The following is a 25020-nucleotide window of genomic DNA, read 5'->3' as shown; positions in this document are numbered from 1 at the left end:
GCAGCTAAAGTTAGTTTATTGCTCTATTTTAGAGGTGAGAATATGAAAGTTATTAAAGTTCAGGGTTTTACGCTAATTGAGCTAGTGGTGGTGATTATTATTTTAGGGATTCTCGCGGTAACTGCTGCACCTAAATTTATTAACTTGCAAGGGGATGCGCGGGTGTCAGCCCTAGCAGGATTAAAAGCTGCGATTAATGGTACTAATACATTAATTTACTCAAAAGCTGCGATTCTTGGGGTAGAAAAACAGGACAAAGTGAATAGCTTTTTCATTGCTGATGGCGTAGATATCACAATTATGTACGGCTATTTGGCACCTAGTTTTAACGATTTTGCTGTTGCTTTAGATATCAGTATTTCTAAAGTGAATAATAATGAGGATACTGAGTGGTTATTTGAAAAAGAATCTGGCAGCGGCCGAGCCAAAATTTGGCAAGCTGGCGCTCCACAGGATACTTGTTTTATTACCTATGACAAAGCAACACTAACAACCCCGCCCGTTATTTCAACTTTGCCCGATCCCGCAGATTGCTAAGCTAATTGGCAAGGCTGATTCAGCTGCAATTTAGAGGGTATTTGGCTTAGACATTTTTTATTGATGAGGTTGAAATATTGACCATGACGACTCGGACATCACAACTTTGGTATCGGCTTTGTTTGTGGAAAAAATATTCATCCATAAGTTTGATCCATGTCTATACTTGTAAAAAAGTCAACGCATTAACTTTGTCAACTTTAAACGATATGACCATAAGGTTGATATCAAAGTCATTAAATGTGTTGCTGATCAAAACTGTGCAATAAACCCCTATCGCGTTTATTTTTTAGTGTTCTAAAAACTTTTATGCTGAGTGACGATGAAAAATAATAGCAAAAGATTCAAATTAAATTTGATGGCTATCCTATCTATCACGGCTTTGCTTAGCTTGTCGTGGGTGTTTTTTGCCAAAGAGGGGGTGGCAAAAATCAATCAAGTACAAAATTTTTGGGTTGATTATAGCCAACAAACAGTCAAAGAGATTGAAATTTTGGAGGAAATCCATCACTCAATAGGGTTTGGTGGACTGATTCATCATTTTAAAAATTATGTTTTACGCCATAACCCCTCCTATCTTGATAGTGCGAAGGAAAGTATACAAAAATTTAAACATTCTCTTTATTCATACCACCAGTTTGTAAATTCAGCTGCTGAAGAGCAAGCTATTTTAGACATTAAAAACGTTGTGGAACAATACGAGGCTAACCTTGAATTGGTAACGCTTGGTATTGCAAATGGACAGACCATAGCTCAAATAGATAAGGTGGTAAAAGTAGATGATGAGCCAGCTTTTATTGCGTTAGCTTTTTTGAAAGAAAGGGCTTTGGCTCGAGCGGAAGAGACTCGTCACTTCACGACTCAAAAGATTAAAGAAACCACTCAATTCTTATTGTTTAGTATCTTAGCTATTCCAGTGATGTTTATTTTTAGCGGCATACTGATCCGATTTATCAAAGTCAATCAACGCATTCAAGAAGCTTATGGCATTCTTGATAATCTATTAAAGTCGATGCCGGATGCTGTGCTGAGTTTTAATCGCGACGGTAAAATTTTGCGTGCATCAAAACAGGCGCAGCGGTTATTAGGCTATAGCCATGCTGAACTTTCGGGCATGCAGGCTGTGCAATTGATGCTCCCTGAGCAGCGCAATCAATATGCTGCAAAAATTAAGACTTTTGTAAAACACTCTGCTTCGAGTCGTATAACAGAACTGAAAAGCTTATTTGTGTTGTCAAAAGCAGGGCAACAAATTCCCGTTGAAATTAATCTTAGCCGAGTAGATGTCGCTGACGTCTGTGGCATCATTGTCATTCGAGATATTAGTGGTCGATTAAAAAACGAACTATCGCTAATAAAAAGCCAACAACAATTGATGAACGCGCAGAAAGTGGCACATTTGGGGCATTGGGAGTGGTTAGTTAAAGAGCAACAATTTGAATGCTCAAAGCAAACTCAAATCATTTTGGGTTTTCCTGGTGGCGTTAATCACCTAACGCTTGACAGTTTTATTGATAGGATACATCCAAAAGATAAAGATCTGGTTCGCAATGCCTTTAATGACGCCATCAACAAACAGCAGGGCTTTGCGTTGGATTGTATGTTAGCTGAGATAAATGGAGAAGAACGCATTGTTCATTTAATTGGTGAGGTTACTTTTGATGATCAAAACCAGTCTTTAATGTTATCGGGTACAGTGCAAGATATAACTCATTTGCGTCAAACTGAACAGCGTGTTCTGTTGGCGGCTGCGGTTTTTGAAAATACCACTGAAGGAGTTCTCATAACAGATAAAACCAACCGTATCATTGCGGTTAATAATGCTTATACAAACATTACAGGGTATGACGAAGATGAAGTGCTAGGGTTGAGTCCAGATTTTTGTTCATCAGGACACCATGATAAAGATTTTTATCGTGAAATGTGGCATCAAATTAAGACTAGAGGAAAATGGCGAGGTGAAATATGGGATAGGCGCAAGGATGGCAGTGTATTTCCAAAGTGGGTTAGCATTAATAAAGTTACTGATGAAAATGCGAATGTAGTTAACTATGTTGCTGTTTTTTCAGATATTACACATATGAAAGAGTCAGAGCAGCGACTTGAATATATTGCACAACATGATTCTTTAACAGATTTACCCAACCGTATGCTTTTCAACATGACTTTGGAACATGCTATGGCGGTTGCTAAGCGTAAGCGCTGTAAGTTAGCTTTGTTTTTTATGGATTTAGATCGTTTTAAGCAGATCAACGACTCACTAGGTCACCCTGTAGGTGATGCTTTACTCGTTGCGGTTACCAAGCGACTAATGGAGGATAGACGCGCTTCAGACACCATATCTAGACTTGGTGGTGATGAGTTCACTATTATTTTTGAAGGTGTGAATGGTAAAAATAGTATATTAAACGCCGCAAATAGTCTTTTAGATAGCTTCAAAACTCCCTTTATCATTAATCATAACGAACTGTATGTTTCATTCAGTGTTGGGGTTGCGGTGTATCCTGATGATGGTGAAACAATTACCGAACTAGTTAAAAATGCCGATACTGCAATGTATAAAGCTAAGCGTGATGGTGGCTCCCAAGTTGTTTTTTATGATGAGAGCCAAAGCATAGAAGCGACAGAACGTTTTTCTATTGGAAACAACCTTTTTCAAGCAATGAAAGAGTTGCAGTTTGAATTGCATTATCAGCCTCAAATTGATTTAAGTACCAATCGTATTGTTGGCGTAGAGGCTCTAGCTCGTTGGACGCATCCACAATTAGGCATGATTTCACCAGCAAAATTTATTCCAGCGGCAGAAGAGAATGGGCTGATTGAAGAAATTGGTAAATGGTCATTAATTACAGCCTGCCAACAGATGAACCTATGGAAGGCACAAGGGTTACCTTCTATTAGAATGTCGGTGAATATTTCAGGTAAACAAATTACCTCAGGTTTGTTGGTCGATAGCGTAAAAAAAGTACTAAATGATACTGGGATTAATCCCAACCACCTGATATTAGAGATAACAGAAAGCTCGGTCATGCAACAAGCTGAGTTAGCTGTTGATACATTAAAAGCACTCAGAGCTCTGGGTGTTGGAGTGGCGATAGATGATTTTGGAACAGACTATTCATCACTGACTTATTTAAAACGATTTAAGATAGATAAACTTAAAATTGATCGGTCTTTTGTTATGGGGTTACCTGAGGATAAAGAAGATGCTGCTATTGTGAAAGCGATTATAGCGATGTCACACAGTCTTGGGTTTAGTGTTATCGCAGAAGGAGTCGAAACCGAAACCCAGAAATTGTTTATGTTAGAAAATGGTTGTGAAGAAATGCAAGGCTATTTGTTTAGTCCTGCGGTTCCCGCAGATAAGTTTGCTGAACTGTGGAGCAAACATCATAGTTAGTCAGAAGTAATATCAAACATGATAAATAACTGCTCATTCTAGCTTGTTAAATGTACAAGTTTATCTGTTAAATCACTTAATCACGGCGTTGAATTTTTCGAGTAGGGAATAGCTATTTATCGAAATTTTTGCCTTGTTATCAGATGTTTTCCTTACTATTTCTGTTACTTATTTACCGAGATAGGTATTATGGGATGGAATTTTTAATAGAGATTTAGCGAGGTAGTTGTAAAGTAACATCTTAAAAGTATTTCCATATATTATTAATTGACTGTTTAATACACTTGTAACAGAGGAGGTTAGATATCATCGAAAAATGAAAAGTTGTTTTTCCCTTTTCGTTTAACAGCATACATCATCTCATCAGCGCATTTAATCAACTCTTCTGCACCATGGCCGTTATTTGGGTAAAGAGCAATACCAATACTTGCGCCAATCTGGGCTGTTTGTTCATTGAGGTTGAATGGCTCTGTTAAAGTATCAATAATTTTTGTTGCAACGGCTTCTACGTTATCACGATGATAAGCTCGAGATAATATGATGATGAACTCATCACCACCGACTCGCGCTACAGTGTCCATTTCACGAGTGCACTTGAGCAATCTTTCAGATACCCCAATAAGTAATAAGTCTCCTGCATCGTGGCCTAAGGTGTCATTCACAGCTTTAAAACCATCAAGATCAATAAACATGATACCAACAATGCTGTTATCTCGTTTGGCCATCGATAGTGCTTTAGTTAGGTTTTCTAAACACAATCTTCGTGTTGGAAGACTGGTTAGTGCATCATGGTTTGCCAGATGCTTGAGTTTTTCTTGGGCCAATTTCTGTTTGGTTATATCGGTTTTGATAGATAAATAGCGTTCAGGTTTACCTTGGTTGTTTAAAAATGGCACTATCGTGGAGTTTACCCAATATTCAACCCCAGATTTTGTCAAATTGCATATTTCGCCATGCCAAACATCTCCCTGCTTGAGGCTTTGCCACATATTTTGGTAAAACTCAGGACTATATCTATTTGAGCTAACCAAGTTGTGTGTGCTACCTATTATTTCTTTTTCTGTATAGCCACTGATTTTTATAAAGTTGTCATTCACATAAGTGATCACGCCATCGATATCTGTCATGCTGATAATTGCATGATGATCAAGCGTCTTATTCTTGAAGGCTAACTCTTGTTGCATAGCGCTAAACGATTTAGTGAGTTCGCCCAGTTCATCTTTGGTTAACCGCGGTAGTTCTGTATTAAAGTCGCCATTTTCGATTTTGTTTGCTGCACGACTGAGTTTTTTTAACGGCCGATAAATGAGCTGGAATTGGCTGAGTGTAGAGATAGCGATAATCAAAATAATCATGTAAATAATGACATTTTGTATGGCACTGATATTTTTTAGTATAAGTGTTTTTTCTTTACCCCAATCGGCCTCAAACACGATGAAACCTAGAGGTTCACCAGTTAGTTTAATAGGGTAATTAATTTGAATAAATTCACTATTGAGTTTAGCTGTGTCAGTGTCATTCCTAAACAACGGGTAGATTTTTCTGTTGTTTTGATTAAAGAAAGTAATATTGTACCAATGGTTGGCATAATTTTTTTCTAGCATTTCTAGGGTAGAAAACAGAGACCCAAGGTCTTTTTCTAAAATATGCGGAACCATGACCACTGCAGTGATATCAAGCAATTCGTTGATATGATTTTCATATTTTATTTTAGCTGACGCTAGCTGTTGTGGTTGCCAAAATACTTGAATGAAAGCAATGACTAACATTAAGCCTAATAAAGGCGGAATGGCTAGCTTAAATTTGATGCTCATTGAGTCGCAGGCGCTACATAGAATCGGTCTAAGTCAATTTCCTTAAGGGTAATGTATTCATCCATGTTTGCAGGGCCGATTTTTTTCATGGGGATCTCTTCAAGTAATTGCCTACCTTGCTCTAACCCACCTATTTTTAACAATGCCTCCCGTACTCGATTGACGACTTCAACGGGTACACTGGGTAATACTGCTATTGGGTGTGGCACCACCTCTTGGGTTTTATGTATTATTCTTAGCGCCTCTTTAAATTGTGGTTTTTGGTTATTTAACGTTTTTTGTACCCCGCCGCCAGCAGCCGCTTCACCAAGTAATACATTTATGTAAACTGAATCATGGGTTTTTACATAATTAGAGTTGAATGACACCCCAAAATTGTCCTGCAATTCTTGACGCATAAGTAATGATGCACCTAGAGCATTAGGTGATGGGAACGCAATTGTTTGACCATTAAGTTGGGCTGGAGTCGTGATGTCACTGTCTTTTTTTACGACCAAAATACCATATAGCATGCGCCCATTATCTCTAACAATTGGCAAGTATCCTGCGTAATCATTTGCCATGACCATGTGGTAGGGATTCATGTAAGCGAAATCGAATTTCCCTTGCGAGAATTCCTGTTCAAACTTTGAAATATTAGATGATCCTACCAGGTTAAATTTATAACCTGTTTCTTGCTCTAAAATATCGAGGATCGGTCGCCAAATCTGGTGTATCTTGATAGATTCAAATTGAGGGACCACACCAAAACTGTATACTTTTTCTGCTTGTTCAGCGTAAGTTTTGGTGCAGATAATACTTATTGCACAAAGAATAATTATGGCGATTTTTTTCATAAAGCACCCAAAAATCAACAGAGAAAGGCACAAAATGTTGTCTGTTATTATCATTTTGTTATTACAAATGAGTATAGTACAAAATAAAAACAATGAATTATTAAGCGCAAACACTCTCTAACGTTTATGGTCATTAGGCCATTATCAGTGCGATATAAAATAGCTATTTGGGGTATGGTGAATATTCAAAGCGAATAAAGTGGTTTGTGTGTTTTGATAAATTAATATCCGATTATTTTGTTACGATAATTTATTCTCACTCCCTAAATTGTGCTGCGTACCTTATCTCATTAAAGAACTGATAAGTTAATTTAGTCTTACCTGTGTAAAGCTATGCAAAGTTACAGTTTGGCAGTGTTATTTAAATAGTGATCTCATTACAATCCAATACGTAACAGAAAAGTCATATTGAAAATAATACACAAAAATGGATTTCCAGTTCATGAAAACACGCTATACGCTAGTGGCGGTTGCAACTTCGCTATTCATTTTATCCGCTTGCAGTAGTTCATCTTATGTTAATCAGCCTTTGGTTGAGCCTACATTACCGGTATCGTGGCACACAGATGCAAAATCGTTAAAAGACAATCAACCTTGGGTAACTTCAATTGCCACTGAACAGTTATTAGAACTCATCAGCATTGGCCTTAATACCAATCAAGAATTAATTCAATTGGCACTTGAAGTTGAGCTAAAAAAGCAACAGCTTGATGTGAGTGAGGCCAGCTTTTGGCCTGAATTAAGCTTGTCTGCCAATAGTGCTCGGCGTGGCGATAATGTGTCTTCATTAAGCACTAACAGCCTCAGTCTTGACCTCAGTTATGAGCTAGATATTTGGGGTAAATTATCCGATAGCGCCAAAGCCTCAAAGTTAAATTTACTCACGGCCCAAGCCAATTACCAACAAGCCAGAGATACATTAGTTGCCGATATCTTTATCGCTTATTACAAGGTGGTGACCTCAACTGAATTAGTTAAGTTATTTGAACGCCGGACAGCAAATGCCAAACTGAATTTTGAAATCATTGAGTCAGGCTATTTACAAGGTTTAAATGCGGCATTAGACGTGTATTTAACCCAAAATGAATACCACAGCGAAAACGCAAATTTGTTATCGCAGCGCAGTCAGTTAAACAAAGATGTTCGATCGCTAGAGCGTTTATTAGGTGGCTATCCAGCGGGGGATTTATTAATTGATGAGCAATTACCCTTATTGCCTCAGGGCATAAAAATGGGCGTTCCTAGCGAATTGGTAAAGCGTAAACCGCAATTGCAAGCGGCGTGGTATCAGTTATTAGCGCAAGATGCCTTAGTGGCCTTTACCCAAAAGCAGCGTTATCCCGCATTACGAATAGGCGCTGATATTGGTAGCGCAAGCAATGATGTCAGCAACTTATTCAGTGGTGATTACAGCTCATGGTCGGTGTTTGCTGGCCTTACTGCGCCCCTTTTTAATGCTGGACGCTTAAAGTCACTTACCGAGCAGCAAAAACTGAAATTGCAACAACAAGAGCAGCAGTATTTAAGTACCTTGTTTAGTGCGTTTGAGGTGGTTGAAAACAACCTCGATCTTGATGCTAGTTTGCAGCAGCAATACCAATCAACGCTAAAAGCGCAAGACAATGCCTTACAAGCTGAAACCCTGTCGTTTGAACAATACCAAAGTGGTCTTGTGAGTTACACCACAGTGTTAGATGCCCAAAATCGTGCTTTTGTGGCTCAAAGCTCAGTCATTAGCTTAAAAAATCAAATCATTGCTAACCGTATTGGTTTACTGCTTGCATTAGGGGGTGACCTTGATGCCAGCGTGACAAAAGAAGAAAAATATGATGAATAAGAAATACCTTATCCCCGTTGTCATTATTGCCATTGCGGTGGCGACAGTTGCTTTGATCACCTCAAATCCGCCCACTTCTGATCGCGGCAAACCGATGAAAGTTGCAGCCATGTTGGTGGAAACCCAGGTGGTTAAGCCACAAGACTATCAAATTCAAGTAAGCAGTTTTGGGGTCGTTAAGCCACGTACGCAAAGTGTGTTAGTGACTCAAGCATCTGGTCAAATCTTATCAATTAGCCCTAATTTTCGTGAAGGCGGCTTTTTTGAAAAAGGTGAAGTGTTAGTTCAGCTCGATGATAGAGACTATCAAGCGGAAGTGAAAATTGCCGAAGCAGGCTTACTGTTAGCTAGGCAGCAATTATTAGAAGAACAAGCGCGAACTAACCAAGCATTGGCTGATTGGCAACGCTTAAGCAATGATCGTCAACCCAATGCATTAGTGTTACGTGAGCCTCAATTAGCGGCGGCGCGAGCGGCCATGCTATCAAGCCAAGCAAAACTAGAACAAGCTAACCTTGCCTTAGAGCGAACTAAAATCGTTGCGCCTTATTCGGGACGAATTTTAGAAAAAAATGTTGATGTAGGCCGTGTGGTGTCAACCAATAGTCAACTGGCTACCATTTACGCCACTGATTATGTTGAAATCCGTTTACCCATCAATAACAATGATTTAGCACTAGTAGACTTGCCAGAGCAGGGTAATACTGTGGTGGCAAAGGTGAGTTTTGAGTCAGATTTAATCGGCTTGCAAAAGTGGGAAGGGCAGTTAATTCGCACTGAAGGTGCCATCGATAGCAACTCGCAGCAGCTTTATGTAGTGGCACAAATCGATGATCCTTTTGATTATCAAGCTAATCAACAAATGCCACTTAAAATTGGCCAATATCTTAGTGCGAATATTGCCGGCAAAATGCTTCCCCAAGTGCTAGTTATTCCGACTAAAGCCATCTATCAAGGTAGTTATGTGTATGTGGTTAATAACGGAAAGTTATTGCGCCGTGAAGTCACAACGAGGTGGCAAAATAGCCAAGATTCAGTGATCAGCTCAGGTTTGCAAGCTGGTGATGAACTGGTTATTACCTCGCTGGGGCAAGTTAGCTCTGGCACGCCTGTTGTTGTAGCCGGTGCCGCGAAGGATAAGGCAAGCAAAGATAACCGCGCTGATGATTTAAACCCGCCTACGCCAACAAAACCGCACAAGGCTAGCACTAGTCAGGAGCCACAATCATGATTGCTTGGTTTGCTAAAAATCATGTGGCGGCCAATTTATTGATGTTGATGCTGCTGGTGCTGGGATTAGGGTCGTTGTCAACGCGCATTCCACTCGAAGTCTTTCCAACGGTCGAGTCTGAGATGGTCTCTGTGCGAGTGTCATTGCGTGGGGCCACACCTGAAGATGTTGAAAAAGGAGTCACGATACGTATTGAAGAGGCGGTACAAGATTTAGAGGGGATAAAAAAAATGACCTCTACCTCTTCCGAGTCGTCATCGCAGGTGATTATCGAAATTGACAGTGGTTTTGATGCCCGAGAAGTACTGGCAGACATAAAAAGTCGCGTTGATGCAATTAACACTTTCCCTGTGGATGCTGAAAAGCCAATTGTGTCTCTTGCTCAGCGCAAGCGTGAAGTGATTGCCGTTACGGTCACGGGCCAATATAGCGAAAAGGAAACCTTAGAATTTGCTGAGGTAGTGCGTGATGAACTGCTGCGCCTTGATGGTGTTACTCAACTGGATTTAAGTGGGGTGCGCAACTATGAAGTGTCGCTTGAATTGTCGCAAGATAAATTACGCCAATACAACTTAACCTTGAGCGAAGTGGCAAAAGCGATTAATGCTTCGAGTACCGATATTTCGGCAGGTAATTTAAAAACCCAAGGTGGCGATATTTTATTGCGCTCTAAAGGTCAAGCCTATTACAAAGACGAATTTGCCAACATTGCGATTAAATCGGCATCAGATGGCACCATTATTCGTTTAGGTGATGTTGCAAATGTGGTGGATGGTTTTGAAGAAACACCGGTAAGAACCCGCTTTAATGGTCAACAGGCGGCATTTATTGATGTCTATCGTATTGGGCAGCAAAGCGCGATTGATGTGGCAGATAAAGTAAAAGGTTATATCGACTCTCGCCAAGCAACCTTACCAGAAGGTTATAGCTTAAGCTATTGGGATGATGACTCTGAGTTGGTGAAAAACCGCATTGCCACCTTAACGACCAGCGCAATACAAGGCGGCATATTGGTATTGCTGTTGTTAACTTTATTCTTACGGCCATCGATTGCTATTTGGGTGTTTATTGGCATTCCGGTTTCGTTTATGGGCGCATTTATTTTTATGCCATTTTTTGGTGTGTCGTTAAATGTGATTAGCCTATTTGGGTTTATTTTGGTGCTAGGGATAGTGGTTGATGATGCCATTGTTACTGGGGAGAATATATATACCCACCTTAAAACGGCACCTAGTGGCGAACAAGCTGCTATTTTGGGAACTCAAGAAGTGGCGGCACCGGTTACCTTTGGGATATTAACCACGGTAACAGCCTTTTTACCTATGTTGTTTATTGAAGGCACTCGTGGGGCATTATTTGCCCAAATTGCGATTGTGGTGATCCCGGTTTTATTGTTCTCGTTAATTGAATCTAAGTTTGTGTTGCCTGCTCACCTTAAAAATATCAAGTTGCGCCACGAGAAGCAGCAATACAATAAGTTTGAACTGTTTCAACAAAGGTTTGCTGATGGTTTTGAACACGCGATTATTAGGTTTTATCAACCGTTTTTACGCTTGGCGTTAAGACATAAAACGGCCACCTTAAGTTTGTTTATTAGCATTTTATTTATTATTGCGGCATTGCTAGCGACCGGGTGGACTAAGTTTACTTTCTTTCCGCGTATTCCGAGTGAAACCATACGGCTTAACTTAACCATGCCTGCGGGTACGCCATTTGAAGTCACCAATGGACATATTATGCGCATTGCGGCTAAAGCTGAGGCGCTACAAGACAAGTACCGTGATGAAGATGGTAACAGTGTCATTATCAATATTTTGGCGACCACAGGTGGTCGTGGCGGCACCTCGAATGAGGGGGGCGTTCGTTTTGAAATTACGCCAGCCGAGAAGCGTATCTCTGATATTACCTCTAGGGAATTATTAACCGAATGGCGTAAAAGTGTCGGTGAAATTCCTGGGGCTGAGTCTATGAGTTATCGAGCTGAAACCGGCCGAAGCTCTGATCCCATCGATGTGCAGCTTAGTGGTAACTCAATTGCAACCCTAAGTGAAATCGCCGACAAAGTAAAAGCGCACTTAAAAACTTACCCAACGGTATTTGATATTGCCGATAGCTTATCTGACGGTAAAGAAGAATTGCTGATTGAGCTAACCGAACAAGGCAAAGCGCTGGGGCTAACGCGTCAAGAGGTGACTAGCCAAATAAGAAGCTTCTATTTTGGTGCTGAAGTGCAGCGCATTCAACGTGGTCGTGACGATGTTCGGGTGATGGTGCGCTTACCATTAAATGAGCGTGAGTCATTGGATGACCTTAAAAAAGTGCTGATTTCCACCAGTCAGGGAGCGCAAGTGCCATTGGGGCATGTGGCCAAAATGACCTTTGGTAAAAGTCCGTCTAGCATTAAACGGGTCGATCGTTATCGAGTATTAAATGTCACCGCAGATTTGGACAAAGACAACACCAATATGACGGTATTACAAGCCGATCTTAAAGTGTTTCTTGATAATTTAGTGCAACAATATCCGGGAGTTAGACACTCGCTTGAAGGAGAGGCGCGCGAGCAACGTGAGAGCTTTGGGTCGTTACAGTGGGGCTTAGTGTTTGTGCTATTTATGATTTACAGCTTATTGGCGATACCGTTTAAGTCGTATATTCAGCCGTTGATTGTGATGAGCGTGATCCCTTTTGGCTTGATTGGCGCTGTGCTCGGCCACTGGTTTATGGGATCGCCACTCACCATATTCAGTATATTGGGTATGTTGGCGCTGGTGGGGGTTGTGGTCAACGATTCATTAGTGCTGGTGGATTTTATAAATAAAAAACGCGCTGATGGTATGGCGATAGCCGAAGCGGTTTTAACCGCAGGCGCCAAACGCTTTAGGCCTGTGATGCTGACCAGTTTAACCACCTTTATTGGTTTAACACCGCTGTTATTAGAAAAATCAACTCAGGCGCAGTTCTTAATTCCAATGGCAATATCATTGGGCTTTGGGATTATATTTGCGACGTTTATTACGTTGATTTTAGTGCCGGTCAACTACATTGTGGTCGAGCGTTTAAAAGGCAATAAAGTGGATATTGCCAGTTTTGAACATCAGCTTGATGATAGCTTTGAAGCCGCTAACCGTTAAACCAAATGGAGTGAATCAGTAGCGCATTCGGTATTAGGCTAGGCGTTATTTGGTTTTACCCTTGGCAAAATAGCCAAGTGTTGACAGGCTAATCAATTCAAAATAACGGCACCAAAGTTAACATTTAGGTGCCGTTTTTATGGTGAAGACTGGTTAGTTGCGATGATGGTCAAAGTTAGATGCGGGTTAATTGACTATTCTGCAGCCGCATACGGTATTACTGGGTTGAAATAACACTATGGCATAATCTCTGTCAGTATCTAATTCCAGTGGCTCAATCGAGAGATTATGCATTTTTTGGCTGTCGATATTTAACGAGCTGATATAAGACAGATATTGCATGTGCTGTGGCTGTTCGCCTTGAATATTGTGCTCAGTTTCTTGTTTGGTCGTGACTGAAAAATGGTAGCGATTGTTATGTTGGTCAACATCAATCAGTTTGCCATGCATCAAAATGCTGCCAGCTGAGCTGCCATCGAGGTTGAAATAGCGGTAATTGATTTGTGCTTGCTGATTTTTAGCCACAACGTCCACCAGCAAATAATGCCGCTGTTCAGAACCATTTGTATTCGTGCGATCAAATAGCTCTGAACTGCAACTTAGCATCAAGTCTTTCGTGGGATATAGGTGATGATAGCTGACCGTGATGCTGACTAACAACAGCGTTAGCACAATGAGGTTGATGCTCCAAACTACTTTTCTATTCACACAAAGATACCTCCGTAAACCATTGTTCGGAAATAAAGTTTTTCTGCTGTCTAAAATCGGTCAGCTTTAGGTTTCGAACAACAGATTGACCAAACTTATCGCCTTTTAAGGTGATATTAAACACTTGTTTGTCGTGTGAAAGTGACAGATATACATTTTTCCAAGGCGTTGTGTCGCAGTGGCCAAATTCCTGAGCTAAGCGTTCAGCAAGTAATAATAATAGGGTGTTATTGGTTTTTGATTTTGCATAGCTTAGCAAGTTTAATTGCTGGCCAGATTTGAGTGTGACGCTGGTGCTGGCAAAAGCCGGTGTATGCTGCACATCATCATCGACAGACACTCGCCATTGTCTTAACACCAATATAGTCAGCAGCAAGATCAGTATGCCAATCCAAGCTTTCAAGGCTCTATTTCGCTTGCCAAACAACCATAAAATCACCGCTTGATAGGTTTGTTTTACTCGTCCGGTGGTGGCCTTAGTGACAGGCTTTGATAAGCGCTTATCTATGTGTAATCGATAACCTTTGCCTTTTATGGTTTCAATCATGTGTTCATGTAACGGCCCTAAAAACGAGCGCAGCATAAAGATGGCTCGGGTGACCGATGAATCGCTTAGCGGCGGATGCTCATTGTCGCCGGCGCCTAATGTTTGCTTCGCGACCACTTTATCAATGTTGACCACAAGTAAAGTTAATACCTGTCGCTCAGCACGGGGCAATTGCCACTGCTCGCCAGTTAATTGATTTGTCAAAATACCCCTTTGTATATCAAAGAGGCTGTCACCTATTTGCATGCCTAGCAGTCCAGTGATTATCTTATTGATTAGCTTATGCGACTGGATAAATAATTTCTGTGATCGCGACTAATTCCTTACAACTCATATATAAAACTGTCGATGCCATTTGCTTAAGCTTGCTGATTTGTGATTAAAGTCACCTTATTCGAGCCGTCTTTCGTAAGTATGTCATCGCGATAAATCGTCAAAAATACTGCAAATATCATAAATAAAGCGCTGAAGATCACATTGCAATCTGAATTTTGGTTTTAAGCTGTTAGGGTTAATCGCTTTTGTCGAGTTTTAGCTTTATCAATGCATTAATTCTTTATTAGAAAAATCTCACTGATATTCATCAAGTCAGCATCACATTATTTACAATATTCCTTGTCCAAACTGGCTTCAATCAAACAACAGACGTTCACAAAATGACGTCGACAAAATAAAAACATTATCCAGTGAGGACACTTTTATGAGCATCAATAGACGCCAAGCATTGACCAAAATTATTGGTATCAGCACCGCAGCAGCGGGAGTCACATTAATGGGCACTTCGGCTTTTGCCGCAACCGATGAGCAAGGCAACTTTCGTTTAGCATTAGGTGATAAATTAAAATATGTACCACTAGATGCAATGGCAACGGCAAAGTTGGCTTATGAAACCGGTGGTGGGTGTATGCATCAGGTTTTTCATTCGCTAGTGACCATGTTGGCTAATTCAAGTAGTGCAGACGCGGCCAAATTTGCCTCTATTCCTACCGCTATTGCAGCCTATGGTGGTGCCGGTATAGCTGGACAAGGCACAGTTTGTGGCAATATGAATGCCACCGGTATGTTAGTGAATATTCTTGATGATATTAATGGTCAAAATGCTGCAGTGATTGGCGCAGCCTTTAGATATTATGAAACAACCGAGTTACCACTGTCATCAGCAGAGTTTATTGCGGGGATTGGCTCTACAGAAGAAAAGACCGCCAAAGTGGGCAAGTCATCTATTGCTAACAGTGTGTTATGTCACTCATCAATCAGTAACTGGTCTAAAGCGTCAGGCTTTAGTTTTAGTGAAAAGGGTGAACGTTGCTACCGTTTATCAGCCTCAATTGCTTATCATTTGGTTGAGTTATTAAATCGTGCTTACGCGGGTGAAGATATTGCGGCATTGCCAGAATCTAAACCGTCAGAAGATGCGCAAAACTGTCAAAGCTGTCATGGTGCCACATCGACAATGGGCAGTGCAGCAAGTGTGAAAACTGATATGGAATGTACCGTGTGTCATACCGGACACTTTAATTAAGGAGCCCGTCATGAATGATAAATTAGTGACAAGCCTTTTGGCTGGGTTATTACTGTGTACAGGTTGTGGCAGTGACAGCGATTCTGCTAAAGATGAGCCGCCTGTTATTAACCCTCCACCGGTTGTTGACAGCATTGATGCCACTGAGGCATTAGCCATTAACCTAAGTCTTGCTGAGTTTGATGGCGTGAGCGGTACATTAAACTTTAGCTTGGCGGATGATGACGCATTAGCTGTGACCAATGCCAAAGATTACAGCATTACTTACTTTGGTTTTCCTGACGAAAACTTATCGTCTAGTCACGCAAAAGCATGGAAGCGCTGGCACGTAACTCATCAGTATACTTGTGATAGTGCTGCAGCGGATTGTGAAGGTGTTTTAGTGGAAACAGAAAAAGGCAGTTATCGCTTTGATGCTACCGATTTAGATTGGGATGTAAACACTGCGCCTGGCTCAGTTAAAAAATACAAAGTGGCAATTGAAATCAAAGGTACATTGGCAAGTACTGAAATAGCATTATTGCCTTCGACTTAACGCTTCCCCCACTCCACGGGTTGAGGACCATAGTAACACTTGGTCCTCTTTTTTATGGTATTTTCGTTGCCATAACCGATAAGTTTAGTCACCCAACTTAAACAGCTAGCCGCACTGAGCACGACTGACATTTGATGCCAAGTGTTGCGAATGCAATGACAAAAAATATGTACCGCGTTATCAGGATTTGGTAAATAGCCCTGGTTAGCAACAAAATATCCCCGAGGTTCCTAGCGATAAAAATGCTTGGTTAGGATTAATAGCCACAATACCGACAGCGCCTGCGGCATTGTCACCGGCGCCAGCTACAATAGGTTCCTCACTGAGTCGCAATCTCAGCGCATAAGGTGCCAGCCGAATCAAAGATATCCAAGACAAAGTCACCTGCCATCATTAAGCGTAAATAATCTTTAGGTAATAAAACTTTGGTGATTTTTAGGGCGGGGTACAGCTTGGGCGGTTATTATCGCTAACATTAGTTTTGGTTGTTTTAACTGACAAGTAGATTTTTTATGTTGTAATTTATACTTGCTTTACTGCTATTTTATAGCTCGGATAGCGCTAACAGTTAGCTGTGAGGTGTTTGTTGCAATGTATGCTGTCTTTATGACAGCCTTTCAATTATAAGGAAATAAACCATGATCCATTGGGGGATTGTCAGTAGTGGAAGAATTGCAGCGCAGTTTTGCCAAGATTTGGCCTATGTAAAAGGCTGTATCGCGTATGGCGTGGCGGCAAGAGATATCAATCATGCCCGAGCCTTTGCCGCACAACATTGTATTGAGCATTGTTATGAAGGGTATCAGGCAATGTTTGCTGATCCTAATATTGATGTGGTGTACATTGCAACACCACATAATTTTCATTTTCAAAATGTATATGATGCATTAATGGCGGGTAAGCACGTGTTGTGTGAAAAGCCTGTGACGGTATCTGTGGATGAATGGCTAGCGCTGGCTAAGCTGGCAAAACAGAAGCAACTTTTGCTGATGGAGGCTATGTGGACTTATTTTTTGCCTGCGATGATAAAAGCCAAGCAATGGTTATATGAAGGCCGAATAGGCAAACTAAAACATGTGAAAGTAGACTTTGGCTACCCGATAGCTTTTGAACCCAGCGGCCGTGAGTATAATCCTGATTTAGCTGGAGGGTGTTTACTGGATATGGGTATTTATCCGTTGGCCATCGCCCATTACTTTGTGCAAGCACCGTTGACGGAATTAAAGGTTATCGCTGATGTGCTTCCAAATGGCGTTGAAGACGATGTTATGATGATGGGGCGCTGTGGAGAAGTTAAAATTAATCTTGCGACGTCTTTTCAATGTAAATTAAGCAACACAGCTTATATCATTGGCGATAAAGGAATTATTGAAATACCTGATGCCTTTAGAGCGTCAGAGTGCAGTTTGTTTGAGCTTGATCTTTTAGTTGATCACTTTGCGGATAACCGTCAATCCCTTGGATATCATTATGAAGCGCAAGAAATGGTTAATCTAATTAATCAGGGTAAAATTGAAAGCCATGTGGTTAGTCATCAGCATAGTTTGACGTTCCAGCAGTTATTAGCTCAGGTTAAAGCGATGATCAAACTGCAGTAAAGTTTGATGTTACTCATTGATATTATTGAAAATGAATGAAAGGTAGTACATGGCTGATCTAAAAAGAGCGCGTATTAAAGATGTGGCAGAGCAAGCGGGCGTGTCGATGATGACCGTTTCTCGAGTACTAAATCAAGATGCCAAAGTCAGCCCTAAAACTCGCGATAAAGTCATGGCCGTGGTTGAGAAAATGGGCTATCGCCCTAATGTGTCGGCTCGTCGGCTTGCTAGTGGTAAGTCATTCTTTTTAGGTTTGTTATATGATAACCCAAGTGATGCCTATATCAGTCAGTTTTTATTAAGTGCGCTACATTCAAGCCGTAATGCGGGCTATCACTTGATTGTTGAAAAAGCCAATGACCAAATTGATAAAACCATTACGTCGGTAAAAGAGCTCATTGAAGTCACCCAAGTTGACGGGATGATTTTATTGCCGCCATTGTGTGACAACCAAGCCATTATTGATGTGCTTACGCATGCTGCAATCCCCTTTGTACGTGTGGCGCCTGATACGCAGTTGGCCTTATCGCCCTATATTTGCATGGACGATTATCAGGCCTCATTTGAACTAACCGAAATGTTGATTAAACAAGGCCATAAAAAAATTGCTCACATTATTGGAGATACCAAGCAAGGCGTAAGTCGCTTGCGTTATCAGGGGTATTTAGATGCGCTGAGATCAAATCAAATCGTGGTACCACCCGAATATGTCGAGCAAGGCAGTTTTACTTATCAGTCAGGTATGAATGCTGGGCAAAACCTTCTAAGTCTAGCGGATAGACCCACAGCAATTTTTGCTGCCAATGATGATATGGCTGCCGCCGTTATTTCAATTGCGCAAGTTAAGGGATTAGACATTCCTAACGATGTGGCTATTGTGGGGTTTGATGATACTCAAGTGGCGAAAATTGTATGGCCGAATATTTCTACTGTAAGGCAACCCATTGATGAAATGGCGCAAATGGCGATTAGCATTTTGGCTTCGACCAAGTTTGAGAAGCTGAATGATGTTAGCGTAAGCGAGCTTAGGCATGTGCTCGATTTTCAAATTATTGAGCGTGGTTCTAGCCAGTTAATCTCAGCTAAATAACACACCAATAGACACATATCTTATATTTGTTTTATTGTAATATAAATCCACTTAGATGCATGCCATAACAGTATTTCAATATCCTAACTATAGGTGTGTTGACGGTGAGAAATAGCTTTTTGTTAAGTGTGTGCTGTAGCGCTATTATCAAATGTGGCCATGGTCAATGGCTTGCTCCATCATGGTTCAGCCTATGGTCGTCCGATCTGACTTTATGTAAATGGTCATCATTATGGCAGTTACTATTAGCTGTGCGAAAGCGGTTGATGATAAAGTTGAGAGCGGCAAAGAAGCTCAAGCAGAAACAATTTAACCTTATCCGCCTTACTTTGTCATACAAAAACACCGCCAGTTGGCGGTGTTTTTATGATCTACTTTTAAAATTAGCTGGTTAGATCATGGGACATTGATAAAAGGTGTTTTCGTGAGGCTTCACGGGCTTTGTCTACATTGCCTGCCATAATCGCTTCATAAATGTTTCTGTGTTCATTTAAACAAGTCCCACCTTCTTGTGATGCATGAGCAAAAAAGTTTTCAAAGATAGTGGTGAGAATATTGCCAAACGGCAGATAGAAGTCATTACCTGTTGAAAAGAAAATTAACCGATGGAATTCTATATCAATTTTAATCCAACCTTGAATATCAAGCGCTGGTGCGGCATCGAGTTCACACATTTTCTGGAAAACTGCTGATAATTCTTTACGTTGTTCTACCGTGGCATTTTGTGCGGCTAAAGCACAAGCTTCAGGTTCAATGGCTCGGCGAAACCCTAAAAATTGCGCGTAGAATTCTTTAACATCAGTAATGCCTTCCATCCATTCAATGAGTTGTGGATCAAGAAAATTCCAGTACTTTTTCTCAACTACACGAGTGCCTATTTTGGGACGAGATTGTAGTAAGCCTTTTGAGGTTAGTAATTTTACAGCTTCCCTTAACGCTGTGCGGCTAATGCCAAATTGCTCACAAAGCGCCATCTCTCCCGGAATAATATCACCCTGGGGTAATTCGCCGGAAAGGATTGCGCGAGCAATTTCACGTGCAACATGCAAATGTAAACTGCGTTTAGAGCCTGAAATAGAACTAAATTGATTAGACATATTATCGCAAATATTGAGAGTTATGGCGGTAATATAACATGATAAATACTGATGAAAAGTACTGAAAATAGGTATTAATTATTCAAAAAGAGACGGATGCTGACTTGTCTTTATATTTGTATTATCAAAAGCCAACCTTACTTGCCATTCTATTTTTGAACAAATAATAAGCATCTAGTATGTGGCAAGACTTACTCGCCAGACGATTAGCTTCCCCTTGTTCGTACTTGAACTTAAGTTAATGATATTGATTTTTTATCTTAGTAATACTTTTGTGGTGTAGGTAATGCTAATTTCATATCAAGCTAAATGTTTACGATTGGTATAAACAGTATCTTGGCGATTTTGCTTACCACGGCTAGCGATTTAACTTGCATTGCTGTTTTTCATGATTAGAGTTTGTCATGAATGATTAGCGGCTGGGTCAAGCGGGTTTTGTTGCGCCCCTTAGGGCATGATTTCTTCACCTGTTTCGATTTCGGCTTCAGTAAGCAATATAGGTTGCGTTGCTATAGGTCTGTTCACCTTTTTTGCAGTCTTGAATTTAGTGTATTTGGTATAAAGTAATACAATATTTGTAATGGTTGTATATAATCCTACTAGAAAATGAAGCTGATCACATTCGGCTTGATTAATTGGCGGCAAGGCATTCCGTTATATAGTCTATCTGTCAGCGACTTTGGGCGGATAAAAGATTAGTTGATATACTGCACATAAATAATATCTTGTATTACAAATTAATTGTAAGCATTATGATAAAACAATATAGACGATTAGCAACGCTTATAACGTTTTTGGAGTAGCACAATGAATGTATTTTTTAAAGCTGATGAACACGAATGGGAACAAGTGGACCAAGGTATCAAGCGTAAAATTGTTGGTTTTACCGATGATTTAATGATGGTGCACTTGAGTTTTGAAAAGGGCGCTGAAGGCAAACCACATACTCATGAAATTCATGACCAAATTGGTTATGTTGCTAAAGGTCGTTTTGAAGCGCAGATCAATGGTGAAAAGCAAATCTTAAAAGCGGGGGACGCTTATATTGCGCGTAAACACTTTGAGCATGGTGCGATAGCGTTAGACGATGAAAATATTTTATTAGATGTATTTTCACCATCAAGAGAAGATTTTTTAAAGTAATACTCACCTAAAACTGGCTCTGGGTTATGAGAAAACAAAAAATTGCGATAATTGGCGTGAACATCTTTACCCAAACAAGTTTTGGAGGGAGAATTTCCCTTTATTAATTAAAAATCATAACGACAGCTCATTAGTTAGCACCTACATAGCTTAATTGTTTAGTCTTAAGCCAAGGTGTTTGCACTGTTAAATTTAGATGCTTGCAAGTGTCTAACAGTGTACTTTTATTAGTGCCTCAACCTATTCTATGGGTTGGTATTTGCAGCGTAAAAGCGAAGTTTTTTTCCTTCCTCTTAGGTAAACTGCTATTCTGTTGCAACCTCAACGAAAAACCAATAACTCACTATGATAGATAAAGCTGCCTACCTTGATGCTATGAACATCACTCGCTGGCGTAGTGCCGATAAACCGGGTAAGCCGTATTTAGTGCTGCATGACGTAGACGCCGATTTATCAGAACAAGGCTTTATTGAGCAAGTGTTAGCATTGCTGGATGTGTTGCCGGAGCAATGTGATTTTGATTGTGAGTTACTCAAGGGGCCGCAAGTCGTGTGGGATATGCGCAAGGTTAAAATGCGTCCTCGAGTCGCCTGGTTGGTCAGCGCGCCGCTATCAGAAGTGATTCAATCGGCTGATGAAAAACGTCAACTCTGGCAACAGATTTGTCAGCATCGCAATAAAGTCGCTTAAGTTGTTTTTGTTCGTTTTACCCATAACTTTTTATTTCTTAAGGTGTTTCTCAAGCTATGTCAGCACTTATCACTTCTGCAATTCCATTTGAAATTCGCAGTCTGTCTGTTGATGATGCTCCGGCGATGTTCAGGATTGAATCGTTAGTGCATTCCCACCCTATGAGTTTGGCAAATCTTGAAGATTGCTTTGGTCATTTGTATCGTGTGCAGGGAATTTATGCCGCCGATGAGTTATTGGGCTTTTCAATTGTGCAGCAAATTATTGATGAAGTAACATTATTGGATATTTGCGTTGCCCCAACAGCTCAAGGCCGTGGTTTAGGTAAGCAATTACTCACTGAGTTAATTGCTCAGGCAAAAGTGGCTGATGCAGTTGTTGTAATGCTGGAAGTGCGTCAATCGAATTGCGCAGCAATGGGGTTATATCAACAAGCTGGATTTGTTGAAAGCGGTAGGCGTAAAGGGTATTACCCGCTTGATGATGGTCGAGAAGATGCCATTTTAATGGACTTAAGTTTGTGAGCTGTTTGTAAGTTTACGTTACGAATTTATATTTAAACTTGGATTTCACAGAAAAATAAGCATTTGCCTTATATACGCATTAACATTTTTAATTACTCTACAGTTAAATAGAAAAAAACCGTTTAATAAAAAAGGTCAGTGCAATATGCGCTGACCTTTTTTTATTAAGTTGCTATTTTATCAATTAAAACGTGTAGTTAAGTTTAATGTTAAAGTAGCGTCCTGGCTGTGAATAGGTTTCTTCAGTGACGCCTAATGAGCCCATTAAGAATTTGGATTGGCCTGCCACATCCGCGTATTCAATGTATTCTTTATCAAACACGTTAAATACTCCGAAACGCACGCCCCAGTTATCATTAATTCGAAGATTAGCGGTTAAGTCGGTAACCGCATAACCTGAGGTGTTAAATACTTCATTGAAATCCATATTAGGCATAGCAATAGGGAAGATATCTAAGTCGGTGGTGCGATCCATTTTATCGGCAAAACGCACGGTAAGCCCCAAGTCTAACTCGGTATTACCAAGATAAGTGTGGTAATTGGCACCAATGTTACCTTTTAATGGGCTGACGGTATTCAGGTAATTACCATCTTGATCTTCCCCATGGGTGTAGGCCACATTAGCCCATACTTCAACATCGCTGCCAATCCACTGACGGAATGAGGCTTCTGCGCCGTAAAGGGTCACTTTATCGTAGTTGATATAGCGGTACTCTAATGAGCGAGGTAATATGCAGCCTATAAGGCCATTACCACTACAACCGACAAATTCCCAATCAATGTAGTCATCAGCTTGGGTATAAAAGGTGGTCAGTTCGTACTGAGTGTCACCATGGTGTCCCCGAACGCCTAACTCGATTGTATGGCTAGACTCTGATTCTAAATCGTAGTTTGCTTGAATGAGCACAGGAAATGGCATTGCGCCATCTTTAACTTCTAGCTCACCCCACTTTTGGTCTGGGGTTGGCATTTTGTAGCCATATGCATATTGGGTATACACATTCACGTTATTGGTAATGTGATATACAAGGCCTGCTTTGGGGGACCAAAAGCCATCGCTCATTGCGGCAAAGTCGGCCGGATCTCGTCCTGCATCTTCAGCTTGATGTTGATCTGGGGTGTTTTTAAAGTAGTCGTAACGTAAACCTAATATAGCGTTTAGTTTCCCGTCTAAAAAGGTAATGTCGTCTTGTACAAAAGCGCCTGCTCGTAAGCTTTTAGTATCTGCAAACGAGAAAGTATCTGTGTCAGAGGGTATCCAGTTGCCATTATCGTCAAGCTGTTGATAATCACGTGGGCGGCTCATTTTTGATTGCTCAATATCCACACCATAAATAATATTATGGTCATGGCCGGTTAACGATAATGCTTTACTAAAAGTACTGGCAAAACCAAATCGATATTCATTAAATTGGTAGTCGCGTTTTTGGCTGATTTCGCGATCGGGTGCTGAAATACCATTGAAGTAGTTACGCTTTTCACTTTGATCTGTTTGACCATAATAAAGAACAAAGTCGACGTTATCGTGTACTACGCGCTCTTTAGTTGAACGCAAACGCAATGACGTATTTAAGGCATCTGTTTTACGATCATAATCAATTGAGGTGTCTTTGCTTGGGTCGGTTTTGTGTGGCTTTTGCTCCCAACGGTCTAATTGTTGGGTTAAGTAGTCAACCGTTAACTGTAAATTGGTGTCGTCATTAAAGTGATATTTACTTTTCAGTAATACGCTATCGGTAACAAGATCACTGTCAGGCAAGGTGTTGCTGTAGTTTTGTTGCTCTTCACCTTGACGGCGTTGATAACTGACAAGGTTGTCAAAGTTGCCTTGGCTAAATGCGCTGGTAAAGCCACCGTTGAATTCGTTGTTCATGCCAGTGTAGCCAGCATTAGCTGAAAAATAATAGTCTTGACCCGCAAGGTAATCGTCCGCGTCTTTAGTGGTCATAACCATCACGCCGCCTAATGCGTCAGAGCCGTACATAGTTGATGCTGCAGCTTTAAGCACTTCTACTTGCTTTAACCCTTCAACCTCAGTTAAACCACGGCCTGTCCCTTCTGCACCTGGGCCAAGTGGTGAGGCGTACTGGTTATTTACCCTTACGCCGTCTTTTACCATCATCACACGGTTGCCACCAATACCACGAATGGTGACTGAGCTCGGCTTACCTGCACCACCTTTAACATCCACTGCGGATTCTGTTCTAAATAAGGTGGCAAAGTCTGTGCTCATGTTACGTGCAATGGCTTCTTCATCTATGACTACGACACTGCCAGCGACTTCGTCCAAGGTTTGTTCCATTCGTGAGCCAGATATCACAATAACATCATGGAAGTTGTTAACGATATTTAACTTTTCATTGGCAAGGATAGCGTCAATATTTGATGAATTTTGTTGGTTTGTTTCTTTTGCCGCAGTGACATCAGCTGGTTTTTCTTGGGCTATTGCGCTTGGCGCTAATATCGCAGCAATGGCTGCACTGATCATGGTTAATGGAAGCTGTTTCATTATCGCTAGCCTTTCTCAAATCTGAATAGGAATTACTCTCAACTGTATGGCGGCGGAGTTTATCATGAACATTAATTTGCATAGCGATCATGATCTCAGTATGAGTATTGGCTGGCTTTTTTAATGAGTTATTTAAAATTGCTGTTAAAGGTGAGTTGGGCTGTTGATGAGGCTGTGTTTGATTTTTGTGTTTGCTTTGGGGTGATGTGTTAATGGCTTTTTAATAAAAAACGGCGCTTATTCGCGCCGTTTTTATTGAGGTTGCAGCCAG

At 40.8% G+C, this 25020-nt stretch carries 19 protein-coding genes; 12 read left to right on the top strand and 7 right to left on the bottom strand.

From position 1 onward, the window contains the following. Window positions 1-42 precede the first annotated feature (42 nt). Complete coding sequence (locus tag HBH39_RS14170) at window positions 43-537, top strand: prepilin-type N-terminal cleavage/methylation domain-containing protein (protein ID WP_167679330.1); 495 nt, start codon at window positions 43-45, stop codon at window positions 535-537. Between the two features lie 358 nt (window positions 538-895). Continuing rightward, a complete protein-coding gene (locus HBH39_RS14165; RefSeq protein WP_167679328.1) occupies window positions 896-3937 on the top strand; it encodes a sensor domain-containing protein in 3042 nt (1013 codons plus the stop codon). Window positions 3938-4236: 299 nt separating this feature from the next. Here the strand turns inward: HBH39_RS14165 and HBH39_RS14160 are convergent, their stop codons facing one another. Together HBH39_RS14160 and HBH39_RS14155 are read right to left on the bottom strand one after the other, a co-directional pair. Beyond that, on the bottom strand, window positions 4237-5751 hold the full coding sequence (locus tag HBH39_RS14160; protein ID WP_167679326.1) for a sensor domain-containing diguanylate cyclase: 1515 nt from the start codon (window positions 5749-5751) through the stop codon (window positions 4237-4239). Beyond that, window positions 5748-6587, bottom strand: a complete 840-nt coding sequence (locus HBH39_RS14155; protein WP_167679324.1) for a phosphate/phosphite/phosphonate ABC transporter substrate-binding protein — start codon at window positions 6585-6587, stop codon at window positions 5748-5750. The genes HBH39_RS14160 and HBH39_RS14155 overlap by 4 nt, the downstream gene beginning before the upstream one ends. 442 nt (window positions 6588-7029) lie before the next feature. On the opposite strand from HBH39_RS14155, the gene HBH39_RS14150 reads away from it, so the two are divergent. From HBH39_RS14150 to HBH39_RS14140, 3 genes are read left to right on the top strand one after another with little or no spacing between them, the layout of a single operon-like run. Beyond that, window positions 7030-8424 (top strand): efflux transporter outer membrane subunit, encoded by a 1395-nt coding sequence (locus HBH39_RS14150; RefSeq protein WP_167679322.1) that lies wholly within the window; start codon window positions 7030-7032, stop codon window positions 8422-8424. Beyond that, window positions 8414-9655 carry an efflux RND transporter periplasmic adaptor subunit gene (locus HBH39_RS14145; protein WP_167679320.1) on the top strand — a complete coding sequence of 414 codons (1242 nt, stop codon included), beginning with the start codon at window positions 8414-8416 and terminating at the stop codon, window positions 9653-9655. The genes HBH39_RS14150 and HBH39_RS14145 overlap by 11 nt, the downstream gene beginning before the upstream one ends. After that, complete coding sequence (locus HBH39_RS14140) at window positions 9652-12786, top strand: efflux RND transporter permease subunit (protein ID WP_167679318.1); 3135 nt, start codon at window positions 9652-9654, stop codon at window positions 12784-12786. The genes HBH39_RS14145 and HBH39_RS14140 overlap by 4 nt, the downstream gene beginning before the upstream one ends. 186 nt (window positions 12787-12972) lie before the next feature. On the opposite strand, the gene HBH39_RS14135 is transcribed toward HBH39_RS14140, so the two are convergent. Next, entirely contained in the window at window positions 12973-13494 is a 522-nt protein-coding gene (locus tag HBH39_RS14135; RefSeq protein WP_167679316.1) for a hypothetical protein, read from the bottom strand. Next, on the bottom strand, window positions 13487-14245 hold the full coding sequence (locus HBH39_RS14130) for a winged helix-turn-helix domain-containing protein (RefSeq protein WP_244325659.1): 759 nt from the start codon (window positions 14243-14245) through the stop codon (window positions 13487-13489). The genes HBH39_RS14135 and HBH39_RS14130 overlap by 8 nt, the downstream gene beginning before the upstream one ends. Window positions 14246-14741: 496 nt before the next feature. Between HBH39_RS14130 and HBH39_RS14125 the strand changes: the two genes are divergently transcribed. Together HBH39_RS14125 and HBH39_RS14120 are read left to right on the top strand one after the other, a co-directional pair. After that, complete coding sequence (locus HBH39_RS14125) at window positions 14742-15563, top strand: cytochrome C (RefSeq protein WP_167679312.1); 822 nt, start codon at window positions 14742-14744, stop codon at window positions 15561-15563. Window positions 15564-15573: 10 nt separating this feature from the next. After that, window positions 15574-16098, top strand: a complete 525-nt coding sequence (locus HBH39_RS14120; RefSeq protein WP_167679310.1) for a hypothetical protein — start codon at window positions 15574-15576, stop codon at window positions 16096-16098. Window positions 16099-16302: 204 nt separating this feature from the next. On the opposite strand, the gene HBH39_RS20130 is transcribed toward HBH39_RS14120, so the two are convergent. After that, window positions 16303-16461, bottom strand: a complete 159-nt coding sequence (locus tag HBH39_RS20130) for a hypothetical protein (RefSeq protein ID WP_432280122.1) — start codon at window positions 16459-16461, stop codon at window positions 16303-16305. 275 nt (window positions 16462-16736) lie between these two features. Between HBH39_RS20130 and HBH39_RS14110 the strand changes: the two genes are divergently transcribed. Together HBH39_RS14110 and HBH39_RS14105 are read left to right on the top strand one after the other, a co-directional pair. After that, window positions 16737-17696, top strand: a complete 960-nt coding sequence (locus HBH39_RS14110; RefSeq protein WP_167679308.1) for a Gfo/Idh/MocA family protein — start codon at window positions 16737-16739, stop codon at window positions 17694-17696. Window positions 17697-17745: 49 nt separating this feature from the next. After that, entirely contained in the window at window positions 17746-18786 is a 1041-nt protein-coding gene (locus tag HBH39_RS14105; protein WP_167679306.1) for a LacI family DNA-binding transcriptional regulator, read from the top strand. 383 nt (window positions 18787-19169) lie between these two features. On the opposite strand, the gene HBH39_RS14100 is transcribed toward HBH39_RS14105, so the two are convergent. Further along, window positions 19170-19883, bottom strand: a complete 714-nt coding sequence (locus tag HBH39_RS14100) for a FadR/GntR family transcriptional regulator (protein WP_167679304.1) — start codon at window positions 19881-19883, stop codon at window positions 19170-19172. 807 nt (window positions 19884-20690) lie between these two features. On the opposite strand from HBH39_RS14100, the gene HBH39_RS14095 reads away from it, so the two are divergent. From HBH39_RS14095 to rimI, 3 genes are all read left to right on the top strand, one after another. Next, window positions 20691-21026, top strand: coding sequence for a cupin domain-containing protein (locus HBH39_RS14095; protein ID WP_167679302.1), 336 nt, complete (start codon window positions 20691-20693; stop codon window positions 21024-21026). Window positions 21027-21371: 345 nt separating this feature from the next. Beyond that, the gene (locus HBH39_RS14090) at window positions 21372-21716 is read left to right on the top strand and encodes a DNA polymerase III subunit psi (protein WP_244325658.1); all 345 of its coding nucleotides are present in this window, start codon (window positions 21372-21374) and stop codon (window positions 21714-21716) included. 56 nt (window positions 21717-21772) lie between these two features. Beyond that, window positions 21773-22240, top strand: a complete 468-nt coding sequence (gene rimI, locus HBH39_RS14085) for a ribosomal protein S18-alanine N-acetyltransferase (RefSeq protein ID WP_167679300.1) — start codon at window positions 21773-21775, stop codon at window positions 22238-22240. A 184-nt stretch (window positions 22241-22424) separates the two neighbouring features. Here the strand turns inward: rimI and HBH39_RS14080 are convergent, their stop codons facing one another. Beyond that, the gene (locus HBH39_RS14080) at window positions 22425-24749 is read right to left on the bottom strand and encodes a TonB-dependent hemoglobin/transferrin/lactoferrin family receptor (protein ID WP_167679298.1); all 2325 of its coding nucleotides are present in this window, start codon (window positions 24747-24749) and stop codon (window positions 22425-22427) included. Window positions 24750-25020 lie beyond the last annotated feature (271 nt).

The sequence above is a fragment of the Shewanella aestuarii genome (assembly GCF_011765625.1).
Classification (GTDB): domain Bacteria; phylum Pseudomonadota; class Gammaproteobacteria; order Enterobacterales; family Shewanellaceae; genus Shewanella; species Shewanella aestuarii_A.
Note: the sequence above shows the minus strand (reverse complement) of the source record. Positions and strands in the feature narration are given on the sequence as shown.